The organism is Actinomadura vinacea, from assembly GCF_039532545.1.
GTDB lineage: Bacteria > Actinomycetota > Actinomycetes > Streptosporangiales > Streptosporangiaceae > Spirillospora > Spirillospora vinacea.
Genome location: NZ_BAAARW010000004.1, coordinates 35,294 through 56,896, shown reverse-complemented (window position 1 = coordinate 56,896; position 21,603 = coordinate 35,294). Strand labels below are relative to the sequence as shown.

Here is a 21,603-nt window from a genome sequence, read left to right as displayed (position 1 = left end):
GCCTCGCAGCGGGTGGTAGGTCCAGTCGGGCATCAGGGGTCCCAGCCGAGAATCGGTTCCATGGACCGCAAGGTCGCCGTTCCAGGTGTCAACCTGGCGAGGAGGTTCCGGGCCAGGACGGCCGGTGGCCAGGCCAACTGGCCGACGGCGCCCAGGCGGGCGGACCTGCGTACGATGCGCTGGGTCCTGGTTCTGCGCTGACGGTCGTAGCGGGCCAGGGCCGAGCCGACGTCCCGCGCCTGGGCGAGGCAGGCGCCCAGCACGGCGGCGTCTTCCAGCGCCTGGCAGGCGCCCTGTCCGAGGTTGGGCGTCATCGCGTGGGCCGCGTCGCCGAGTAGCACAACCCGGCCGCTGACATATGTGGGCAGAGCGGGCAGATCGTAGATGTCGTGCCGGAGTACGTCGTCCGGGGTGACGGCGGCCAGCAAGGTGGGGATCGGTTCGGCCCATGTCCCGAACCGGCGGCGCAGCTCGGCGTATTCGCCGTCCGGGGTGACGCCTCCTGCGGGCACGTTGCCGGTGCAGAAACAGTAGACGCGGTTGCCTCTCATCGAGGTGAATCCGAACCGTTCACCTCGTCCCCAGGTCACGGCGCCGTCGGGGAGTGGTTCGGGCAGCGGCTCCGTGACCATGCGCCAGGCCGTGTAGCCGGCGTAGCGGGGCGGTTCCGCGGTGGGCCATCCGAGACGGCGCACGGTGCTGTGCAGACCGTCCGCTCCGACCACCAGATCGGCGCGGAGGCTCCCATGGTCGTTTTCGACCACCACCGCGTCACCGTCATCGTGTATTCCGGTGACCGTGGTCGACGGTCGCAGCGCCGCTGCCGGGAGCGCCTCGACGAGGGTTCGCACGAGGTCGGCACGGTGCACCACGATCAACGGTTCCCCGAAACGCCGTTCGAGCTCGGAATTGTCGGTGCGTACCAGCCAACGCCCGGTTCGGTCGCGGGCGCCGCCGCGCGTCTCGACCGCGCCCAGCTTCTTGACGTGATCGGCCAAGTCGAGCACCGCAAGGGCGCGCAGTGCGTTGGGCCACAAGGACAAGCCGGCGCCGATCTCGGTGAACTCCGCGGCCCGCTCCCAGACCTCGACCTGCCATCCCTCGCGGCAGAGTGCCACCGCCGTGGCCAGCCCACCGATTCCGCCGCCGACGACAACCGCGGTGCGTACCGTCATCACGCCCCTTTTCTCGTCGTCATGTGCACGATCCCCCAAACATCGGTTTTCCGCCAGGGTGCCTTCCGGCCGATCAGTCCGACGCCAAATGGTGGAGGGATGGTGGCTATCGGGGGGCGGGTTATGGCGTTGGTGTGGGCTTGCGGCGCGGGACGGCGAGGACGGGGATCAAGGCCACCGCGGCGATCGCGACCGCCCACCAGAAGGTGTGGGTGAAGGCTTCGGCCAGTTGGGGGGCGGAGCCGGCTTCGCGAAGGTTGCCGTTCGTGCCTGGGACGCCGTCGCGGATGGCCAGTTGCAGGACGATGGCCAGTCCGGCGGTTCCGATCGAGCTTCCGATGCGCACAAGGATGTTGGCCCCAGCCGTCGCGCCGGGAATCGAAGGACGCGGAAGTCCCTGGTAGGCGGCGGCCATGAGGCTCGGGGCCACGAGGCCGTGGCCGAGGCCGATCACGAACACGGCGCCCATCAGGACGGCGCGGCTCGTGTTCGGGCCTATCGCGGTCAGGACGAGAGCCCCGCACAGGGCGAGCGCAAGGCCTCCCGCGGCGAGCCAGCGGCTGCCGTAGCGGTCGGCCAGCCGGCCCGCCAGGGGCATCGTGACGATCGCGCCGAGGCCGAGGGGAGCCAGTAGCCAGCCCGCGTCGAGCGGGGAATCGCCCCGTACGACCTGGGGGTACAGCGGGATGAGGATCATCAGGCCGAAGACGGCGGCGGTGTACAGGAACAGTCCACCGGTGGCCGACAGGAACGGGCGTCGCCGCAGCAGGCGCAGGTCGATCAGCGCGTTCTCGCCCCGGCGCAGGGCGTGCACGGCGAAGAGCGCTATCAGGACGGCGCCGCCGCCGGCTCCGGCCAGCACGGGGACGCTGGTCAGGCCCGCTCCGTCGCCCGCCTCCGACAGCCCGTACACCAGGGCGGCCAGGCCGGGGGAGAGCAGCGCCATACCGAGGACGTCGAGACGCGCGTCGGGAGCCCGCTCGGTGTCCTTGGGCAGCAAGCGGACTGCGGCGACCAGGGCGGCCACGCAGAACGGAATGTTGACGTAGAACAGCCAGCGCCAGTTCAGATCGTCCACGATGGAGGAGCCGCTGCCGGACGACTGGCGGGAGGCGATCAGCATGATCGCCCGGAGGGAGTACGAGACGCTGCTGCGCCACCCCTGGATGGCCGACCTGGCGACGCGCCCCCGGGTCGGCCCGAACGCCCTCAGGCACGGCGAGCAGTCGCTGGCGGCCCTGTCCCGCCTCGATATCGGGATGAAGGACGCCGCCAAGGTCGTCATGGCGGTCGACCACTACATGACGGGCTACTTCGTCCGCGGACGCCTTCTGCGCGCGCGGGGCGACGACACGGACGATCAAAGCGAGCCGTACATGCACGACATGCTCGCGACCGGCTCCTACCCGCGCCTACAGCGTGCTCACAAGGAGGGCATGGACGACCAAGAGCCGTTCGAGCAGGGGCTCGCCTGGTTGCTGGACGGGATCGAACGCGAATACAGAGGGTGACGGGGGTGCCGCTGGCCTCTCAGCTTCCGGGCCCGTAGCGTGGGCTTCTGCCTGCTGGAACGATGTGACGGGGGACTACCAAGTGCGGGTGACCAGGTGGATAGGCGCCGTCATGACGTTCACGCTGGCGATGACAGCGTGCAACGGCACTGCCAAAGAGCAGGCTCATAGCGCCGCGCCCAAGACACCCCCGGCCGGCTCCCCAGCGGGTACGGACTCGTTCTACAAGCAGCGCCTGTCGTGGTCGGACTGCGGGGGCGGCTTCCAGTGCGCCAAGGCGAATGTGCCGATCGACTACACGAAGCCTGGCAGCGGTCAGATGCGCGTCTCGCTCATCCGGCTTCCCGCTGAGAACAAGTCGCGGCGCATCGGCTCCCTGTTCACCAACCCCGGCGGTCCGGGCGCTTCCGGGGTGGACTTCATCCGCCAGGCCGGCCGCAGCTTCGGCAAGGACTTGCGGGAGCGCTTCGACATCATCGGCTTCGACCCCAGGGGCGTCGGTTCCAGCGACCCCGTGCGATGCGTGGACGGCCGCCGGCTCGACCAGTACTTCAGCACCGACTCGTCCCCCGACGACCAAAGCGAACTCGACACCCTGGTCGCCCAAAGCAAGGGCTTCGCCGCCGGCTGCAAGGACAAGTCCGCCGCGCGCCTCCCCTACGTCGGCACCCTCAACGCGGCCCGCGACATGGACGTCCTCCGCGCCGCCGTCGGAGACGAGAAGCTCACCTATTACGGGGCTTCGTACGGCACGTACCTGGGCGCCTTCTACGCCGAGCAGTTCCCCAAGAAGGTTCGCGCCCTGACCCTGGACGGTGCGGTCGATCCCAAGGAATCGTCCACACAAACCCTGGTGGAGCAGGCCAAGGGCTTCGAGACGGCCCTGCGTGCCTTCGCCGCGGACTGCGCCAAACGGCCCGACTGCCCCCTGGGCAAGTCCGAGGACGCCGTCATCGACCGGATCTCCACCTTCCTCGAGCAGGTCGACAAGACCCCGCTGGGCAACAGCCGGGACTCCCGTAAGGTCACCGAGTCCTGGGCCACCATGGGCCTGGCCACGGCCCTCTACTTGAAGGAGTACTGGACCGTCCTTCGCCAGGCGTTCTCCCAGGCCCTGAACCAGAAAGACGGCACCCTCTTCATAACGCTCGCCGACCAGATGGTCGAACGTAAGTCCGACGGCTCCTACAGCAATCAGTCCGAGGCCAACATGGCCGTCAACTGCGTGGACAAGGCCAACCCCACAGATGTCACCGCCTATGGCAAGGCCGTCGATCAGGCGAGGAAGTCCGCTCCCCGTTTCGGCGCCTTCGTCGTCTGGGGCGGCCTCCCGTGCGTCTACTGGCCCGTCCAGAGCAAGCAGCAGCCCAAGCGCATAGCAGCCAAGGGCGCTGCCCCGATCCTGGTGATCGGCACCATTCGCGACCCCGCCACCCCGTACAAGTGGGCCAAGAGCCTCGCCTCCCAACTGGACTCGGGGGTCCTCCTGAGCTTGGACGGCGACGGCCACACCGCCTACCTCCAGGGCAACGCCTGCATCACCCGTGCCACAGACAGCTACCTGGTCACCACCAAGCCGCCGAAGGACGGCACCGTCTGCCGCTGATGCACGTCCACCCCGCAAGACCCGGTAGACTGCTGCCCGCCGTCCCGTACGGCGAACGCCGCCTTAGCTCAGTCGGCAGAGCGGTTCACTCGTAATGAACAGGTCATCGGTTCGATTCCGATAGGCGGCTCCCAGCTCAGAGGCCCCTTGCGATCTTCGCAAGGGGCCTTTTGCTATTCGGCAGCCCTCAGGCGGCCTCGCCCATCACCCGAGCGAACGCCTCAGCAGCCGCAATCTCAGCCGACCTGATCACGTGCGCGTAGACCCGGAGAGTGGCCGCCGACTCGGGACGTCGACCAGGACGGCGTCACTGAACGCCTTGCGGAGGATCGCATGCGTCCGGGTCTCGGCGGCGATTCCGGGCGGTTCGGATCGTCTGAGGCCGCCGGTCAGACCCGCTGACCCATGCGTTCGCACCGCCGGAAGGCCGCGTGTCTCGGACGGGAATCTGGTTGCAGGGCACAACCATGTCGTTGTACGGTCGAACCATGATGGATGATCAGGAGCTCCAGGAAGCCATGGTGCGCTTCGTCCGAGCCTTTGGTCTCCACCAGCCTGACCAGACGCCCTGTGGGCAGCCCGTCCCGGTGTCGGAGGCCCACGCGCTGGGCGAGCTGGCCAGGGACGGCGCGTTGCGGCAGCATGACCTGGCCCACCGGCTCCGCCTGGAAAAGAGCACCACCAGCCGACTCGTCACCCAGCTGATCAAGCGAGGTTGGGCCGAGCGCATACCCGCCCATGGCGACGGGCGAGGGGTGCTGGTCCGGCTCACCCCCGACGGAGCGAACGCGGCGGCCCGGCTCGCCGAGGCCAGGGCACTGCGCTTTTCCGCGATCTTGGACCGCGTCCCCCCTGGTGAGCGTGCCAACGTGCTGCACGCCCTCGAACTCCTCGCGAACGCGACAGAGCACCCCTAGCAATCCTTGCAAGCCGCTGAACGGGCCGTCCGGCCTCGTGTATACCCAACCCCCGTACTGTACATTGGAGGTCAAGGGATGAACCTGAAGAACCGCCGCGCATGGCTGTTCGTGGCCGCCCCGGTGGTCATCGCCCTCTCGTCCGCGGTCGGCTACACCTACGCCGACCGGAATGAACAGCAGCCGCAGGCCGCCCGCCAAGCGGAGATCGCGGCCAAGAGCCGGCAGGTGATGCCGTTCGATCTCGACCGCACCACGCACCGCTTCACCAAGACCGGCACCGGCGGGGTCCAGACGGTCACCGCGGACGACCCGGCCGACGCGCGGCAGGTCGAACTGATCCGTCAGCATCTCACCGAGGAAACCGCGGCCTTCCGCAAGGGCGACTACGGCGACCCCGCATCCATCCACGGCGGCGAGATGCCCGGCTTGCGCGAACTCGAACAGGGCCACACCCGCATCGCCACCCGCTACGCGCAAACGCCCTCCGGAGCCCAGATCACCTACACCACATCCGACCCAGGCTTGATCAAGGCTTTGCACGCCTGGTTCGACGCCCAGGTCACCGACCATGGCCAGCACGCTGAACACGGATGAGCCGCAACTCGAAACCAAACAGCCCACCGACCCCCGCAGCCGAACACCCCTTCGCCGCCGGGCTGGTGATGTCGGTGGCAACCGCCCCGGTAGGCGTCGCCGGAGCCGCCCCCGGGCCGGTCGAATGCGACAGCCGAGTTTCGCGACGATCGCCGTGGGTGGCTAGGGCGCGACAACGGGGGCTGACGACTGCTTGACCAGGTCGCGGGAGGGGTGGGGGAGGTGTGTTGCGGGGAAGGGGGTGTTATGGCTCGGAGGGTTCGGCTTCGGAGGAGTCGGGGGTGGCGTAAGCCCGAGGGGGTTGTGGTGGTGGCTCGGCCTACTCGGTGGGGGAACCCCTGGAAGATCGGCGAGGGCATGAGCCGCGAGGAGTCGGTGCGGCGTTTCGAGGAGTACATCCGGGTGCGGCGGGACCCGCCTGAGGGGTGGGTGGACGAGGTGGGCTACCCGGGTGATGGGGAGATCCGGCGGGAGCTGGCCGGGAAGGACCTGGCCTGCTGGTGCCCGTTGCCCGAAGAAGGGGAGCCCGACCTGTGCCACGCGGCGGTGCTGCTGCGGATCGCGGGGGGCGAATAGGGGCTACCCCTACCTTGGATGGGGGGTTGGCCCGATGGTTGGGGTCGCGGTCCATTTCTAGATTCGGAAATCTGGACCGCGTGGCGGCTTCTGGCTTGACCACGCAGGGCGATGGAGGCCGATCGTGGTTGAGCACTCTCGTAGAAACGTCCTGCGTGGTGGAGCCGTGGCGGCGGTCGCGGGGCCGGCCTTGCTCGGGACGTCGCAGGTCGGCGCGGCCGAGGACGGCGGTTTCGGGTCTGTCACGGTGGGGCCCGACGATCCGCGTTACCGGTCGCTGGTGCTCAGGGGCTACAACCAGAGGTTCGGCAGCAGGCCCGACCAGATCCGGGTGGCCGGTTCCACCGAGGCCGTTGTGCGGGCGGTCGGCGAGGCGGTGCGGGCCGGGGGGCGGGTCACCGTCCGCAGTGGCGGTCACTGTTTCGAGAACTTCGTGGACGACCCGTCCGTGCGGATGATCGTCGACATGTCCGGGATGACGGCGGTCGGCTATGACCACCGTCGTAAGGCGTTCATGGTCGAGGCGGGCGCCACGCTGGGGGAGGTGTACCGGCGGTTGTACCTGGGGTGGGGGGTGACCGTTCCGGGGGGCACCTGCCCTGAGGTGGGAGCGGGCGGGCATGTCTGCGGCGGCGGCTACGGTGCCCTTTGCCGCTTGCACGGCCTGACCGTCGATCATCTTTATGCGGTGGAGGTCGTGGTGGTGGACGCGTCCGGGAAGGCCAGGAGTGTGGTCGCCACCCGGGAGGCGTCGGATCCGAACCGGGATCTTTGGTGGGCGCACACCGGCGGCGGCGGGGGGATGTTCGGCATCGTCACGCGGTACTGGTTCCGTTCCCCGGACGCTCGGGGCGACGATCCCGCCCGGCTGCTGCCCAGGCCGCCTTCCACCGTGCTCAAGTACTCGTTGAACTGGCCGTGGGAGAAACTCGACCGGGACACGTTCGTCAGGCTGATGCGCAACTACGGGGAGTGGGGCGAGCGGAACTCGGCACCCGGCGCAGCGGCGGCCGCGCTTTATGGAGAGTTCGTACTGGGCAGCAAGCCGAACGGGAGCATCGGTTTGGCGGGCCGTGTTTCCGCTGACAGCGGGGCCGAGCGGATACTGGACGGCCTAGTGGACGCCCTTGGCCGAGGGGTCGACGTACGGCCCGAACCCGAGTCGTCCACTGTTCCCTGGCTTACGGCTGTGACCCAGGACGGGTCGGGGAACCAGGGGCCGTTCGATCGTCGGATCAAGATGAAGTCGGCTTTCCGGCGCCGGCGCTTCACGGACGAGCAGATGGCCATGGTGCATGGCCGCCTGTCCGCCGACGGTGTTCCCGAGTTCGCTCACATGTTCATCAATACCTATGGCGGCCGGGTCAACGTGGTGGAGCAGGGCGCAACCGCCATGGCGCACCGCGACTCGGTCTTTCTTGTGGGCTTTCTTGTCGGCTGGGTGGGCGGGGCGGAGGACACGCGTCACCTGGTGTGGACACGGGACTTCTACCGGAAGCTGTTCTCCAGCAGTGGCGGGGTGCCCGTGGAGGACGGGGCGTTCATCAACTATCCCGACGCGGATCTGGCCGACCCGCGCCTGAACACGTCCGGCACGCCCTGGCACGCGCTCTATTACAAGGGCGGCTACGCGCGGCTGCAGCAGGTCAAGCGCCGCTGGGATCCGCGCAACGTGTTCCATCACGCGCTTTCGGTGCACGCGGACTAGGGCGTGTCTCATGGGTCTTGTTCGTCGCGCGACAGAACGTAGATCCGTAAGGCGCGCCCTAGGCGGGGACCGGGGCTCCGCTCTCGGTGAGGTGTTCGGCGAGGATGGCCAGGTGGGTACGGTGGGCCTGGGCATGGCGCTCGCGGCCGGCCTCGGTGATCTTGACGAAGATGCCGCGCCGGTCGTCCTGGCACAGGATGCGTTCCGCCAGGCCGTGCTTCTCCAGACGGGCGACCGTGCGGGAGAGGGCGCTCTGGCTCAGGTACATGTCGGCGAGTAGGTCCTGCATGCGGCACTTGTCACAGTCGGCGTCGACGAGCCGGTCGAGGGTCTCGAACTCGCTCATGCTGAGCCCGTGCGCCTCCTGGAGCGCGCGGTCGAGATGGCACGCGACGTCGTTGTAACTGGTCAGCAGCCGCCGCCAGCGGTCGACCAAGGTGCTCTCGGACTCCATGGCGCGGATTCTATCATGCATGGACATCTGATGCACGTGCATTAGATGTCAACGAATTTTTTGTTTCGACATCAGATGCGTGTGCATGTAATCTCCTCCGTCGTGACTATCACCGACACCTCAACCGCCTCCGCCGTCCACAGCCCGCCGGCGGCCGCGCACGACGCCGCCGCCGAGCAGAAGTGGACGCCCCGGCTCTGGGGCGTCCTGGCGGTGCTGTGCGCCGTGCTGTTCCTGGACGGACTCGACGTCTCCATGGTGGGCGTCGCGCTGCCGTCGATCGGGACCGAGCTCGGCCTGTCGACCACCTCCCTGCAGTGGATCGTGAACGGCTACGTCCTGGGATACGGCGGCCTGCTGCTCCTGGGCGGCCGTACCGCCGACCTGCTGGGACGGCGCCGCGTCTTCCTGATCGCGCTGGCCGTGTTCGCGATCGCCTCGCTGGTGGGCGGGCTCGTGGACGACGGTGCGCTGCTCATCGTCACCCGTTTCGTGAAGGGGCTGGCCGCCGCGTTCACGGCCCCGACCGCCATGTCCATCCTGACCACCACCTTTCACGAGGGTCCGGCGCGCAACCGGGCGCTGTCGGTCTTCTCCGTTTTCGGTGCCAGCGGGTACTCGTCCGGGTTGATCCTGGGCGGGCTGCTGACCAGCTTCGGCTGGCGCTGGACGTTCCTGACCCCCGTGCCGCTGGCGATCCTGGCCCTGGTCGCCGGTATCGCGCTGATCCCCAAGGACCGTCCGGCCGCGGGCGGCGGCCACGACCTGGTGGGCGCCGCGACGCTGACCGGCGGAATGCTGCTGGCCGTCTACACCGTGGTCTCCGCGCCCGAACGCGGCTGGCTCGACCCGCTCACGCTGGGCTCGGTCGTGGTGGCCGTGCTGCTGCTGGCCGCCTTTGTGATCACCGAGAACAAGGTCGCGCACCCGCTGATCCGGCTCGGCATCCTGCGGATCGGCACGATCGTCCGGGCCAACCTGAGCATCGTCGCGCTGTTCGGGTCGTACCTGAGCTTCCAGTTCATGATGACGCTCTACCTGCAGGAGGTGCTGGGCTGGTCGCCGCTGAAGATGGCGCTGGCGCTGCTGCCCGCCGGGCTGCTGGTCGCGGGCGGGTCGCCGTTCGTCGGGCGGCTGATCGACCGGTACGGGACGCCGCGGCTGATCCTGACCTCGATGACGTCCCTGACCCTCGGCTACGCGTGGTTCCTGGCGACGGCCGGGAACGCGCCGCACTACGCGTTCACGATCCTGCCGACGATGCTGCTGCTGGGCGGCGGGTTCGCGTTCGGGTTCAGCTCGATCATGGCCCAGGCCACCGACGGCATCGACGACGACGAGCAGGGGCTGGCCTCCGGCCTGGTGCAGACGTCCGGCCAGGTGGGCGCCGCGCTGGTGCTGGCCGGGGTCACCGCGCTCGTCGCGGGCGGCTCGCACACCGGTACGGGCGCCGCGGACTTCGGGCAGTACCACCCCGGGGTGAACCTCGTCACCGGTGTCGCGGTGGTGGGCCTCGCCCTCAACTTCATCCCGTTGATGCGGCGCTACCGTCCCAAGCACGTCTGACGCCCTATGGGCGCCCTCCCGTGGTCACGGGAGGGCGCCCATGCGCTTGTCAGCGGGGACGCTTCCAGAAGGCCCGGCGGCCGGGCCGAGGAGCGCCGTCGCCGGACGCCGCGAACTCCTCCAGTGCTCGGATCGTGCGGTCCCACAGCTCGTCGAAACCGGGGCCGCCCGCCTCGAAGGCCTTGAGGTCGTTCACGAGTGTGGACAGGGTCGTGAGGTCGGCGTCCACTCCACTGTCCTGCATGGCGCGGATGTGGCTTTCGAGTTCGGGCAGCACCGTGCCGAGCAGGTGTGCCTGACGCGCTTCACGCGTGTCCGTGGCCATCGCCTTGAGGGCTTCGAGCAGCTCGCGAAGCCGTTCCGGCGTCACAGTCGGGCGGGCGCCCCCTTGCGGACGGCCTGCCGGGCGCGGGCCGGGGCGTCGCGGCATCCGGGTACTGCCCCTGGAGGGGCCACCGCTCTGCGGAGGAGCACCCCAAGCCATCGGGGCAGCGCCGGGGGGCGGGGCGCCCTGGGGCGCGCCGTAGGAGGGCGGGGGCGGTGCGGCGCCGGGCGCCGCCGGGGCCGCCGGCATAGCCGCACCGTAGGCCGCCATGGGCGAGACAGACCGCATCGCTTCCTGGTCGCCCCACCAGCCGTCGGGCATCTCCACCGGCTGGACGACCTCGTGCGGCCGGCTGCCCTCCGCGACCACCCTGCTGTCCACGGCGACGAAGGCGGTGAAGCGGCACAGCACGCTGAAGCGCAGCGAGGTGTCGGTGATGCGCCGTTCGAGCTCAGCCGAGCCCTCCACCGTGTACCGGTCCTCCAGATCGCGCAGGTGGGCGCGGGCCCAGACCGCGCCCGCCGCCGGGGCCTTCGTCTCCTGGCCGGTGGCGTGCCGCTCCCAGCCCGCACCCTCCGATGTGGTGCCGCGGACGGCGATCCCGCCGGACGGCGAGCCGCGGAACCGGCCGGACACCACCAGCGGAACGCCCGGGAACAGCGCCCCGATCCGCCGCGGCGCCACCGTGTCCGGGACGATCTCCAGCCCGTCCGCCGGCTCCAGCCGCAGGTCCGTGACCAGCGGGGCGCCGATGCGGTGGTGGATCCGCTCCATCGCCTCGTCCAGCCGGTCCTCCGACTCGACCAGCTCGAACCGGCCCTGCCCCGCGTCCGCCAGCCGGCGCAGGAACCCGGCGTTGACGGCGCGGTCGATGCCCACCGTGTGGACGCGGACGCCGTTCAGCCGCGGGGTCAGCTCGGCGAGGATCTGGTCCTCGTTCCCGATCTGGCCGTCGGTGATCAGCACCAGCACCCGGTCGCGCGCGGAGTCGGCGAGCAGGCCGCACGCGCTCCGCAGCGGGCTCAGCATCTCGGTGCCGCCGCGGGCGTTCAGCCCGGCCAGGTGCTCGACCGCGCGGAACCGGTTGCGGTCGGTGCCCGGCACGAGCGTGCCGCCGAGGTCGCGGGGGCGCTCGATGACGTGGTCGAACGACATCACCGTGAAGCGGTCGCCGGTGGTGAGGGTGTCGACGATCCGGCCGGCCGCCCGGCGCGCCGCGATCATCTTCCAGCCGCCCATGCTGCCCGACCGGTCCAGGAGCAGGACGACGTCGCGCGGCCGCGGGCGGGCCTGCCCGGAAGGCAGCAGCGTCAGCGTGAACGTCCCCTCCGCGCCCTCCTCGTCCGGGGTGAGCGCCAGGGCGGGCTCCTCGGCCGGCGCGGTGGCGTAGTCGAGACGCAGGATGAAGTCGCGGTCGAGGCGTTCGCCCGGCCGCAGCGCGATCCTCGTCCGGTCGCCGGACTCGCTTTCGGTGACCACGTGCAGCGCCGAGCGGACCCCGGTCAGCGCCAGCCCGGCCGGGTCGATGTCGACCGTGATCGACAGCCGCACCGGGTTCGGGAAGCCGGGCAGCAGCACGGGCGGGCTGATCCGGGACGCGTCGGGCACGGCGTCGGTGTCGGGCGCGAAACCCGGCCCGGCCTGCTCGCCGTCCAACGGCGCGCCCGGGATGTAGCGGGGCGCCACCACCAGCGGGAGCCGGAACGTGGCCGCTCCGCCGGGGCCCTGGTCCGCCGCGGACGTGTCCTGCTCGTAGGGCAGGGGCTGGTTCAGCGTCAGCCGGATCGTGACGTGCTCGCCCGGGAGGATGTTGCCGACCCGCATCGTGAAGACGTCGGGACGGTCCTCCTCGGCGATCGCGGCGCGCTGACCGGCGGCGATGGCGGCGTCGTAGTCCTGCCGCGCCTGGCCGCGCTCCTTGAGCACGCCGTCGACGACGCGGTCGTCCGCCTCCATGCGCAGCGCGGTCACCGCGGCCCGGTCGGGCAGCGGGAAGATGTAAGTCGCCTCCAGGGGCTCGTCGAAGGGATTGCGGAAGCCCTGGGCGATCTCGATCTCGGCGGCGAGGCCGGTGATGGAGGCGCGCACGTCGATGGACTTGAGCGGCAGGTTGCCGCGTGGGGTCGAGAGCGCGCCCAGGCCGCCTTCCGGTACGGGCGGCGCCTCGGGCTCGGGCAGCGGAGCGATGTGCAAGGTCACTGGGATCTCCCGGAAGGGTCGGCGGGCCGGTTGTCGGGTTGCGCGGCGTGCTGTTCTAACAGGCCGCGCCGCCGCAGTTCGTCGAGCAGGGGGCGGGCGGCCGTCTCGATGGCCGCGAGGTCTTCGCCGTTGAGCGCGGGCTGGGCGAGCGCGTCCAGCACGAGGGTGAGCCCGGGCGCCAGACGTATCCCCTGGACGAGGGAGGCGGACGTGCCGGAGGAGGCGGGTGCGACGGGGCCGTTGGGGGTTGCGGGCGGGGTCGTCCAGAAGCGGGGCCGGGCGCGGTCTTCACGCCCGCGTTCCGGGACCGGCTCGGGGGACAGGCCGTCCTGGTCGGCGGACGGGATCTGGGCGATCTCGCGCAGGTGCCCGTCGGTGGCCCCGGCGAGTTCGATCTGGATCTCGGCGATGGAGCGGCCGGCGGCCTGGCGGCGCTTGACGGCGACGACCTGGAGGAGGTGGCGGGTTCCGTACAGGGCGGTGCGGCCGCGCCGCCCGAGCGGCGGGTCGACCAGGCCGATCGTGGTGTACCAGCGGATCAGCCGCTCGTTCGGGACGTCCCGCACCCGCCCGTTGACCCGCCCTTTGAACTGCCCCTTGGACTGCCCCTCGAACTGCCCGTCGAACTGCCCGTCGAACTGCACGGACCCGTCGCCGGCGAGGGCCTCGCCGGCCCGCTCCGCCAGCTCCGTGATGGTCCAGGTGCTCTCCATGCTCCGATAGTGACACTGTAATGATGACAGTGTCAACGTCTCGCCGGCGCCCGCCGGACCGGCGCGCGCTCGATCGGCCCCGCGCATTGGGCGGCCGGGTCCGGCCAATAGCGATCCAGTCCGGTCAATGCCGGTCGTTTCGGTGGTCGGATAAATGGAGATCATGTTCGGCTGATCGGCACGACCACGTTCGGCTGGGAACTTGGTGATGGTGCTCGCCGAATGGGCCTTCCGCGCCGAGGGGCAATCGGCGTGGGACCTCGATCGCGGCGGTGTCGAACGAGCGCGACCTCGCCCGCGACAGGAGCATGGGCGGGCAGGTCGGACGACTCGGGCATAGCGTTCGTAGTACAACAACTCCGAATATATAGAGCAATCTACTCCGCGTTCGGAGAGCGTCCGGAAATGGCCGCGGCAATTCAGGTTCCCCGGCTGTTCGATGTTTTGAAATGGCATGTCGAGAGGCCGCTCAGCCTTTAGCTTTCTGTGCATGGATGACCGTCGACTGGTCGAGGCACTGCGCGCCCGTGACCCGGGCGCGCCGGCCGCCGTCTACGACGCCTACGCCGACCGGCTCTACGCGTACTGCTGGTTCCAGTTGCGCGGGCGCGACGCGGCACAGGTGGCCCTGCGCGACGCGTTCATCGTGGCCGAGGCGCACGCCGGCAAGCTGCGCGACCCCGACCGCCTCGGCGCCTGGCTGTACGCGATCGCCCGGCTGGAGTGCGGGCGCCGGCTGCCCGGCCGGCTCAAGAAGCCCGACCTGCCGGTCGCCAGCCACGACCAGGACGACGTCGACCAGCGGGTGATGGCCTGGCAGGCGGTGCTGGGGCTCGACCCGCTCCACCGCGAGTTGCTGGAGCTGCGGATCAGGCACCGGCTCCCGGCGGCCGACCTGGCCTCGATCGTCGATCTGCCGCCGAAGGAGGCGCAGGCCGAACTCGACCGCGCGGAAGCCTCGCTCAAGGTGTCGCTCACCGCGGAGATGCTGGCGCACCAGGGCCCCTACGGCTGCTCCGCGCGCGGCGGGCTGCTGCGCGAGCGGCGCGGCGATCTCGACTACGCGCTGCGCGACCGGCTGTTCCGGCACGCCGAGCAGTGCGCGATCTGCGGCGCCTGCCTGCCGCGCACGATCTCGGCCGCCAAGGTGTTCGGGCTGCTGCCGCGCGCCGGGGTGCCCGCGGAGCTGCGGGTCCGCGTGATGAGCGGGTTCCTCGACCCGGAGCTGATCGGCTACCGGCTCTTCGTGGCCACCCGGGTCACCGACCTGGGGCCCGGCGGATTCCCCGTCCAGCCGGGCGGGACGCCGTCGCGGCAGGGGAGCTCCGGCCGTTTCCGGTGGCGGCCGGCGCGCCCGCGCATGCGCCAGGGCCGCCCCCCGTCCCCGGTGGGGAAGCCGCGGGGCGCGCGGCCGACGGTCAACCTCCCCGACGAGCTCGCCGGTGAGCGCGCCCGCCGCCGCGCCGCCGGACGGCTGGCGGTCGGGGCCGTGGCGGCCGCCCTGCTGATCAGCGGGGGCGCGGCCGTGGTGCGGGTGCTGGTCCCCGGGCTGGACCGTACCGGCGCCGTCAACACGGGTTCGAGTCCGCGCCCGGCGGCGCCCTCTGGGGTGCCGCGGCCGTCCCCCACGCTGCCCGGCCGGTCCGGCGACGTCACGGGCGTCCCGGTGTCGGCGACCTTCCCGCTGGGGGCGCTGGCCTCGTCCGCGCCGCCCACCGCGCTGCCCTCGCCGCCGGGGAACGTCCCGGCACCGGGCGGGGTCGGCGGCGCGGCCGGGCCGGTCCGCCCCGGCGCCGGCACGCTCTCGATCGCCCCGCTGTTCCTCGACCTGGCGGACGGCTCGCGCGGCACGGTCGAGCTGCGCGCCGCGGGAGGGCCGGTCGACTGGTCGGTGAAGGCGTGGGGAGCGGTCCGGCCCGCGGCCACGTCCGGCCGCCTCCAGGCCGGGCAGGCGCTCAGGCTGGAGGTGCACGTGACCCGCTCCGAGCGCTCCCAGGGGGAGGGCGGGCTCGCCTTCGAGCCCGGCGGCGTCCCGGTGCGCGTCAGCTGGCGTCCCGCCCCGGAGCCCCCGCCCAGCCCCACGCCCACGCCGCCCACGCCGACCGGGACCGCACCCTCGCGCCCGCCGAACACGCCCGCGCCGGAGCCCAGTTCCTCCAGTCCGCCGCCGTCCCCGTCGGAACCGCCGCCGCCCACCCCGTCCTCGCCGCCGGAGCAGGAGCCCGGCCCAGACGAGCGGACGTCGCCCTCCGGCGGCTGAGGTCGAGGTCGTGCCCAGGGACTCGCGACACGGATGTGACGGGGATTCACATTGTGTCGAGAGAAAACTACTGTGGGTCATGATCATTTCGCAGTGGGTGTGAGCGCGGTGAGGGGGAACCGTGTTTCTCAACGCGGCGAGTCTCGACATGGGCCGGGCGCGCCTCAGGGTGCGTCTGGCCGCCCTGTCGCTGTGCGTCACCGGCGTCGTGGGCGCCACCGGCGCCCTGGCCGTCCCGGCGGCTCCGCACGCGCGTGCCGACCCCGCGCCCAGCGCCCAGGACGTGCGGCGCGGCGAGGAGCGGGTACGCGAGCGGGCCGCCGAGGTGGGCCGGACCAAGGCGCGGTTGGCGCAGGCGAACGGCGAACTGGAACGCCTCGCCGCGGCCTCGGCCCTGGCCGTGGAGCGCTACAACGGCCAGCTGGTCAAGCTGGAACGGTCCCGGGGCGCCGTCACCGAGGCGCGGAACCGGGTCGCCGAGGCGGGCCGCCGCGTCGGCGCGGCCCAGTCGGAGCTGGCCGTGTACGCCGCCGACGCGTACCGGGTCAACACCGGCTACAACGGCTGGTCAGCGGTCGTGGCGGGCCAAGGCGGGCCGCAAGGTTTCATGGACCGCGCAGGCATGGTGGAGATGCTCGCGCGGCGCCGCGCCGCCGCCATCCAGCGGGTCGAGGTCGCGCGCAGCGTCGCCGACGTCTTCCAAAGGCAGGCCAGCGCCGCCTACGACGAGCAACGCCTCGCCACCGAACGCGCCGAGACGGCCAAACACGCCGCGGAAGTGGCCGTCACCCGGCAGCGGACGTCCGTCCAGGAGATCGAAACCGAGCGGCGGCGCCTGGAGAGAAGCCTGGGCGAGGCGCGGGCACGCGCCGCACGCCTGGAACGCGAACGGCAGGCCGCCCTTGAACGCGCCGAGGAGCGCCGCGTCCGCGCGGCCCTCCAGGCGAACGCCGACGGCCCCGTGCCGGGCCTCACGCTCACCGGCTCCAAACGAGGCGACGTCGTGGTGGGAGCCGCGCTCCAATACCTGGGGACGCCCTACTCCTGGGGAGGCGGCAACGCCAACGGCCCCAGCTACGGCATCGCGCACGGGGCGCACATCTACGGATTCGACTGCTCGGGCCTGGCGCTCTACGCATGGGCCAAAGTCGGCGTGCAACTGGACCACTGGACGGGCACGCAATGGACGTCAGGACCGCACATCCCCCTCGACCGGCTGCGCCGGGGAGACCTGGTCTTCTTCGCCCACGACACCTCAGACCCCGACACCATCCACCACGTCGGCATCTTCATCGGCAAGGGACGCATGGTCGAAGCCCCGTACACGGGGGCGCGGGTCCGCATTTCCACCATCTGGCGCGACGGCCTCATCGGCGCGACCCGTCCGGCCGGCTGAAGCAAAACACTTCCGCACGGACCGGAGTCGTGCGGAAGTGTTCGTCTCGCCTCAGCCGGACGGCAGGGAGCGGAGCGCCGCCGTCACGGGTCTGTGGAACACCCCTAGTGGCCACCCTGCTCGGCGGCGCGTTTGAGCGAGCGCTCGATCTCCAACTCGGCCTCGACCCGGCCGACCCAGCTGGCGCCCTCGACGGACTTGCCGGGCTCCAGGTCCTTGTAGACCTCGAAGAAGTGCTGGATCTCCAGCCGGTCGAACTCGGGCACGTGGTGGATGTCGCGCAGGTGCTCCTGGCGCGGGTCGGTCGCCGGGACGCACAGCACCTTGTCGTCCCCGCCGGCCTCGTCGGTCATCCGGAACATGCCCACCGCGCGGCAGCGGATGAGGCAGCCGGGGAAGGTCGGCTCCTGGAGCAGCACCAGGGCGTCGAGGGGGTCGCCGTCCTCGCCGAGGGTGTGCTCGACGAACCCGTAGTCCGCCGGGTACTGGGTCGCGGTGAACAGCATGCGGTCCAGCCGGATGCGGCCGGTCTCGTGATCCACCTCGTACTTGTTCCGCTGGCCCTTCGGGATCTCAATGGTGACGTCGAAATCCACGGTGTCCTCCGCTCCCTGCGCGGTCGCAGTGATTAGTCTTTCCAGGGCCCGTCCGGGCAAGGGCGTCCTGCGCCGGGCCACGGGCCGGGTGTTCCCTTATACAAGGATGTCGCACGTTGGCGAGTGCTGGGTGGGAGAGGGTCGGTCACGTGCCGAAACAGGCCACCGGCCTGGCTTTGAGCACGCTGTCCCTCCTCACTGTTTTCACCGCCTCCGCCGGCCTGGCAGTGGCGAAACTCACACCACAGCGGCATCTGGTGCCCCAGCCGCCGGCCGTCGCGGAGCGTGCGACGGTCCGTACCGGCGCGGTGCTCCCGGCCGCCGGCACCGGCGCCAGGGCCCCCGATCCGGCCGTGCTGGCGCGGTCGCTCGGCCCGCTGCTGGCGGACGCGGGGGCGCCGATCAGCGCGGCCGTCACCGACGCCGCCACCCGCAGGCCCCTGTTCGCCGCGGGCGCCGACCGGCCCGCGACACCCGCCTCCACCACCAAGCTGGTCACGTCCGTGGCGGCGCTGGCGGCACTCGGTCCCGCGCACCGGATCGCCACACGGACCGTCCGGGGCGGCGACGGCGAAGTGGTGCTGGTCGGCGGCGGGGATCCTACCGTGACAACCCGGCCAACCCAGAAACCTCAGGAGGACCCGGCGTTCGCGTCACTCGCGGACCTGGCCCGCCAGACGGCAGCGGCGTTGCGGGCCGTCGGGGCGCGTGAGGTACGCGTCGACTACGACGTCTCGGCCTACCAGGGGCCCGCCACCGCCCACGGCTGGAAGCCCAACTACCTCCCCGACGGCGAGGTCGCGCCCGTCTCCGCGCTGACCGTGGACGAGGGGCGGGTGGCACCCGGCGACCCGTCCCGCGATCAGCGCGTCTCCGATCCGCCCGCCGCCGCGACCGCCGCGTTCGCCCGCCTGCTCACCCGCGAGGGCGTGACCGCTCGTCCAGGACGCCGGACCACGGCACCGCGGGGCGCCGCGGCACTCGGCACCGTGCTGTCGCCCACGGCCGCCGAACTGGTCGAGCACCTGATGACCCACAGCGACAACGACGTCGCCGAGGCGATGGTCCGCCAAGTCGCGATCAAGATGGGCCGGCCCGGCTCGTTCGACGCCGGCGCCCAGGCCGTGACGCAGGTCCTGGCCGGGCTCGGTGTCCCCGGCGGGATCCGGGTGAACGACGGCAGCGGCCTCTCCACCGCCAACCAGATCACCCCCGCCGCGCTCGCCGAGGTCGTGTCGCTCGCCGCCGCGCCGGACCGCCCCCGGCTGCGCGCCGCGATCACCGGGATGCCGGTGGCCGGGTTCTCCGGGACGCTCGACGCCCCCCGCTACACCCTCCCCGGCAGCCGGGCGGGCGCGGGCGCCGTCCGCGCCAAGACCGGAACGCTGGCCGGGGTCAGCACCCTCGCCGGGGTGGCCCACGACGCCGACGGGCGCGTGCTGGCGTTCGCGTTCATGATGGGCGACGGGCGGGACGCGGTCGACCCGGCCGTCCTGGACCGGCTCGCCGCGGTCCTCGCCACCTGCGGCTGCCGGTGAGGACGTGTGGCGCCCGCCGCACGGGAGATAACCAGAACGGTTGTTCGTTGAACCACTGAGCAGGGGCGCTACGGCGCCGATACCTCGACGTACGGTGGAGTACATGAGCGCCTCAATGATCGACTGGAACGTGGCCGTCCAGACCGGAACCCGGCTCCTGCGCCCCGGCCCGCAGGTCGGCCATGCCGAGGCCCGCGAGGTGGTGGAGCAGCTCCGCGAGCTGTCCCGGATCGCCCAGGGGCATGTCCGCGACTTCACCGGGATGCGGACCGAGGATGATCCCGCGCCGGCCACGATCGTCGACCGGCCCGGCTGGATCCGGGCCAACGTGGACGGCTTCCGGGTCGTGCTCGAACCGCTCATGGAGCAGATGGCCGAGCGGCGCGGCACCGGCCTGCTCGGTGCCGGTGCGGGCGGCGTGGTCGTCCAGGCCGTCGGGTCCCGCGTGACCGGAATGCAGGTGGGGGCGATCCTGGCGTACATGGCGGGGCGGGTCCTCGGCCAGTACGAGCTGTTCCTCCCGCCCGACCCCGACGGCCGCGCCCCCACCGGCAGGCTCACCCTGGTCGCGCCCAACATCGTCCACGTGGAGCAGGAACTCGGCGTCGACGCCCGCGACTTCCGGCTGTGGGTCTGCCTGCACGAGGAGACCCACCGCGCCCAGTTCACCGGGGTGCCGTGGCTGCGCGAGTACGTCCAGGACCAGATGACGCGGTTCCTGCTGGCCTCCGACCTCGACCCGGGCGCGATGCTCGACCGGATCCGGGACGCCGCGGAGGCGGTCGCGGACGCGGTCCGGGGCGGCGAGGGCAACCTGATCGACGCGATCCAGTCGCCCGAGCAGCGCGAGATCCTCGACCGCCTCACCGCCGTGATGACGCTGGTGGAGGGGCACGGCGACTATGTGATGGACGCGGTCGGCCCCGAGGTCGTCCCGTCGGTGCAGCAGATCCGCTCCCGCTTCCAGGGCCGCCGCGAGGGCGGCTCCCGCTTCGACCGCACGATCCGCAAGCTGCTGGGCATCGACCTGAAGATGAAGCAGTACGCCGAGGGGTCGCGGTTCGTCCGGCGAGTCGTCACAGAGGTCGGCATGGACGACTTCAACAAGATCTGGCAGTCGCCCGAGACCCTGCCCACCCACGCGGAGATCATGGAGCCCGCCCTCTGGATCGACCGCGTTGTGGGCCCCAGGCCCTTGGATGCCCCAAAGGTCAACGAGGCATAACCTCCAAGTGCGTGCTCCGCCCGTGCCCCGGGGGCAAGGGGCGGAGCCCCCAGGAATCTGGGGGACCAGGGGCGGCGAAGCCCCCCAGTTGGGGGGTGCGGGGGGAGCCCCCCGTCAAGGGGCGGGTGCCTCCGGAGCGAGCGCTAGCGAGCGCAGGAGGTGCGCGTGCCTTGCGTGGGGTCTGGGGGTCGCCCCCAGGTCAACACAGAGAGGAGTCACATGGGGCCCGATCCGGCTGTCGCGGCTGTTCGGGTGGCGGTGCGGCGGGTGCTGGCCGATGTGCCTTCCGGGGGGATGGTCCTGGCGGCATGCAGCGGCGGTGCCGATTCGCTCGCGTTGGCGGGCGCTCTGGCGTTCGAGGCGCCCCGGTGCGGGGCCGGGGGGCGTCCCGCCGGTGGCGTGACCGTTGATCACGGGCTTCAGCCGGGGTCGGAGGAGCGGGCCGCGAAGGTCGTGCGGACATTGGCCGATCTTGGTCTGGACCCGGCGGGCTCCGTCGCGGTCGTCGTCGGGCAGGAGGGCGGGCCGGAGAACGCGGCCCGCAAGGCGCGGTACGGGGCTTTGGACGATGCGGCGGCCCGTTTGGGAGCCGCGGCCGTGCTGTTGGGCCACACACGCGACGACCAGGCCGAGACGGTGTTGATGGGGCTGGCCAGGGGGTCTGGGGCTCGTTCTCTAGCGGGGATGCCGCCTTCCTTCGTACGGAAGGCCGCGAAGGATGGCACGGAGGTGCGCTACGTGCGTCCCCTGCTCGACCTGGACAGGGCGACGACGCGGCGCGCGTGCCTAGCGATGGGCCTGGAGCCCTGGGACGACCCCCACAACGACGACCGCTCGTATACGCGTGTCCGGGTTAGGCATGAGGCCCTGCCCGCCCTGGAGAAAGCCCTGGGTCCTGGTATCGCGGAGGCGCTGGCCCGTACCGGCAAGATGCTCCGGGAGGACGCGGACGCACTGGACGAGATCGCCGACCACTCCTACGCCGAGGCGCTCGTCTCTTCTGAGGGCATCGAACTGGACGTCGAGAAGCTGGCGGGGCTGCCGCGCGCCGTCCGGACGCGGGTCCTGCGGAAGGCCGCGGTCCAGGCGGGCAGCCCACCGGGTACCCTCGCGGCCGTCCACGTCGAAGAGGTGGATCGGCTGGTCACGGCGTGGCGCGGGCAGCGGCACGTTGATCTCCCCGGGGGCCTACGCGCGTCCCGGCGGTATGGCAGGCTGCTGTTCGGCCCGTCCTGAGACGG

The 21,603-nt window shown here is 71.4% G+C and carries 18 protein-coding genes and 1 tRNA gene; 13 read left to right on the top strand and 6 right to left on the bottom strand.

Annotated features, from left to right (window positions below; translation table 11 throughout):
• Positions 1–32: 32 nt before the first annotated feature.
• Entirely contained in the window at positions 33–1,175 is a 1,143-nt protein-coding gene (locus tag ABD340_RS06080) for an FAD-dependent monooxygenase (RefSeq protein WP_344587512.1), read from the bottom strand.
• 121 nt (positions 1,176–1,296) lie between these two features.
• Positions 1,297–2,253 (bottom strand): MFS transporter, encoded by a 957-nt coding sequence (locus ABD340_RS06075; RefSeq protein ID WP_344587511.1) that lies wholly within the window; start codon positions 2,251–2,253, stop codon positions 1,297–1,299.
• Position 2,254: 1 nt separating this feature from the next.
• On the opposite strand from ABD340_RS06075, the gene ABD340_RS06070 reads away from it, so the two are divergent.
• The 7 genes from ABD340_RS06070 (at position 2,255) to ABD340_RS06040 (ending at position 8,090) form a co-directional block, all read left to right on the top strand.
• Positions 2,255–2,686: a TetR/AcrR family transcriptional regulator C-terminal domain-containing protein gene (locus tag ABD340_RS06070; protein WP_344587510.1), complete on the top strand. Its 432-nt coding sequence runs from the start codon at positions 2,255–2,257 to the stop codon at positions 2,684–2,686.
• Positions 2,687–2,774: 88 nt separating this feature from the next.
• Positions 2,775–4,292, top strand: a complete 1,518-nt coding sequence (locus ABD340_RS06065) for an alpha/beta hydrolase (protein ID WP_344587509.1) — start codon at positions 2,775–2,777, stop codon at positions 4,290–4,292.
• Between the two features lie 57 nt (positions 4,293–4,349).
• Positions 4,350–4,422 (top strand) — tRNA-Thr (locus ABD340_RS06060).
• Between the two features lie 358 nt (positions 4,423–4,780).
• Positions 4,781–5,209: a MarR family winged helix-turn-helix transcriptional regulator gene (locus tag ABD340_RS06055; RefSeq protein ID WP_344587508.1), complete on the top strand. Its 429-nt coding sequence runs from the start codon at positions 4,781–4,783 to the stop codon at positions 5,207–5,209.
• 78 nt (positions 5,210–5,287) lie between these two features.
• Entirely contained in the window at positions 5,288–5,806 is a 519-nt protein-coding gene (locus ABD340_RS06050; protein ID WP_344587507.1) for a hypothetical protein, read from the top strand.
• A gap of 246 nt (positions 5,807–6,052) precedes the next feature.
• Positions 6,053–6,382, top strand: coding sequence for a DUF4326 domain-containing protein (locus tag ABD340_RS06045; RefSeq protein WP_344587506.1), 330 nt, complete (start codon positions 6,053–6,055; stop codon positions 6,380–6,382).
• Between the two features lie 124 nt (positions 6,383–6,506).
• Positions 6,507–8,090, top strand: a complete 1,584-nt coding sequence (locus ABD340_RS06040) for an FAD-binding oxidoreductase (RefSeq protein ID WP_344587505.1) — start codon at positions 6,507–6,509, stop codon at positions 8,088–8,090.
• 58 nt (positions 8,091–8,148) lie between these two features.
• Here the strand turns inward: ABD340_RS06040 and ABD340_RS06035 are convergent, their stop codons facing one another.
• Positions 8,149–8,544 (bottom strand): MarR family winged helix-turn-helix transcriptional regulator, encoded by a 396-nt coding sequence (locus ABD340_RS06035; protein WP_344587504.1) that lies wholly within the window; start codon positions 8,542–8,544, stop codon positions 8,149–8,151.
• A 102-nt stretch (positions 8,545–8,646) separates the two neighbouring features.
• Here ABD340_RS06035 and ABD340_RS06030 point away from each other — a divergent pair, with 102 nt between their 5' ends.
• Positions 8,647–10,110 carry an MFS transporter gene (locus ABD340_RS06030; RefSeq protein ID WP_344587503.1) on the top strand — a complete coding sequence of 488 codons (1,464 nt, stop codon included), beginning with the start codon at positions 8,647–8,649 and terminating at the stop codon, positions 10,108–10,110.
• 49 nt (positions 10,111–10,159) lie between these two features.
• On the opposite strand, the gene ABD340_RS06025 is transcribed toward ABD340_RS06030, so the two are convergent.
• Together ABD340_RS06025 and ABD340_RS06020 are read right to left on the bottom strand one after the other, a co-directional pair.
• Positions 10,160–12,634 (bottom strand): VIT domain-containing protein, encoded by a 2,475-nt coding sequence (locus ABD340_RS06025; protein WP_344587502.1) that lies wholly within the window; start codon positions 12,632–12,634, stop codon positions 10,160–10,162.
• Entirely contained in the window at positions 12,631–13,347 is a 717-nt protein-coding gene (locus ABD340_RS06020; RefSeq protein WP_344587501.1) for a MerR family transcriptional regulator, read from the bottom strand. The genes ABD340_RS06025 and ABD340_RS06020 overlap by 4 nt, the downstream gene beginning before the upstream one ends.
• Positions 13,348–13,837: 490 nt before the next feature.
• Between ABD340_RS06020 and ABD340_RS06015 the strand changes: the two genes are divergently transcribed.
• Positions 13,838–15,607, top strand: a complete 1,770-nt coding sequence (locus ABD340_RS06015) for an RNA polymerase sigma factor (RefSeq protein ID WP_344587500.1) — start codon at positions 13,838–13,840, stop codon at positions 15,605–15,607.
• 121 nt (positions 15,608–15,728) lie between these two features.
• Positions 15,729–17,003: an NlpC/P60 family protein gene (locus ABD340_RS06010; RefSeq protein ID WP_344587499.1), complete on the top strand. Its 1,275-nt coding sequence runs from the start codon at positions 15,729–15,731 to the stop codon at positions 17,001–17,003.
• Between the two features lie 104 nt (positions 17,004–17,107).
• Here ABD340_RS06010 and ABD340_RS06005 read toward each other — a convergent pair whose 3' ends face one another.
• Positions 17,108–17,599: an inorganic diphosphatase gene (locus ABD340_RS06005; protein WP_344587498.1), complete on the bottom strand. Its 492-nt coding sequence runs from the start codon at positions 17,597–17,599 to the stop codon at positions 17,108–17,110.
• A 149-nt stretch (positions 17,600–17,748) separates the two neighbouring features.
• Between ABD340_RS06005 and dacB the strand changes: the two genes are divergently transcribed.
• The 3 genes from dacB to tilS all read left to right on the top strand — a co-directional run bounded on the left by dacB (position 17,749) and on the right by tilS (position 21,598).
• A complete protein-coding gene (gene dacB, locus ABD340_RS06000) occupies positions 17,749–19,137 on the top strand; it encodes a D-alanyl-D-alanine carboxypeptidase/D-alanyl-D-alanine endopeptidase (protein ID WP_344587497.1) in 1,389 nt (462 codons plus the stop codon).
• A 115-nt stretch (positions 19,138–19,252) separates the two neighbouring features.
• Positions 19,253–20,362: a zinc-dependent metalloprotease gene (locus tag ABD340_RS05995; protein ID WP_344587621.1), complete on the top strand. Its 1,110-nt coding sequence runs from the start codon at positions 19,253–19,255 to the stop codon at positions 20,360–20,362.
• Positions 20,363–20,581: 219 nt separating this feature from the next.
• Positions 20,582–21,598: a tRNA lysidine(34) synthetase TilS gene (gene tilS / locus ABD340_RS05990; protein ID WP_344587495.1), complete on the top strand. Its 1,017-nt coding sequence runs from the start codon at positions 20,582–20,584 to the stop codon at positions 21,596–21,598.
• The last annotated feature ends 5 nt before the right edge of the window (positions 21,599–21,603 follow it).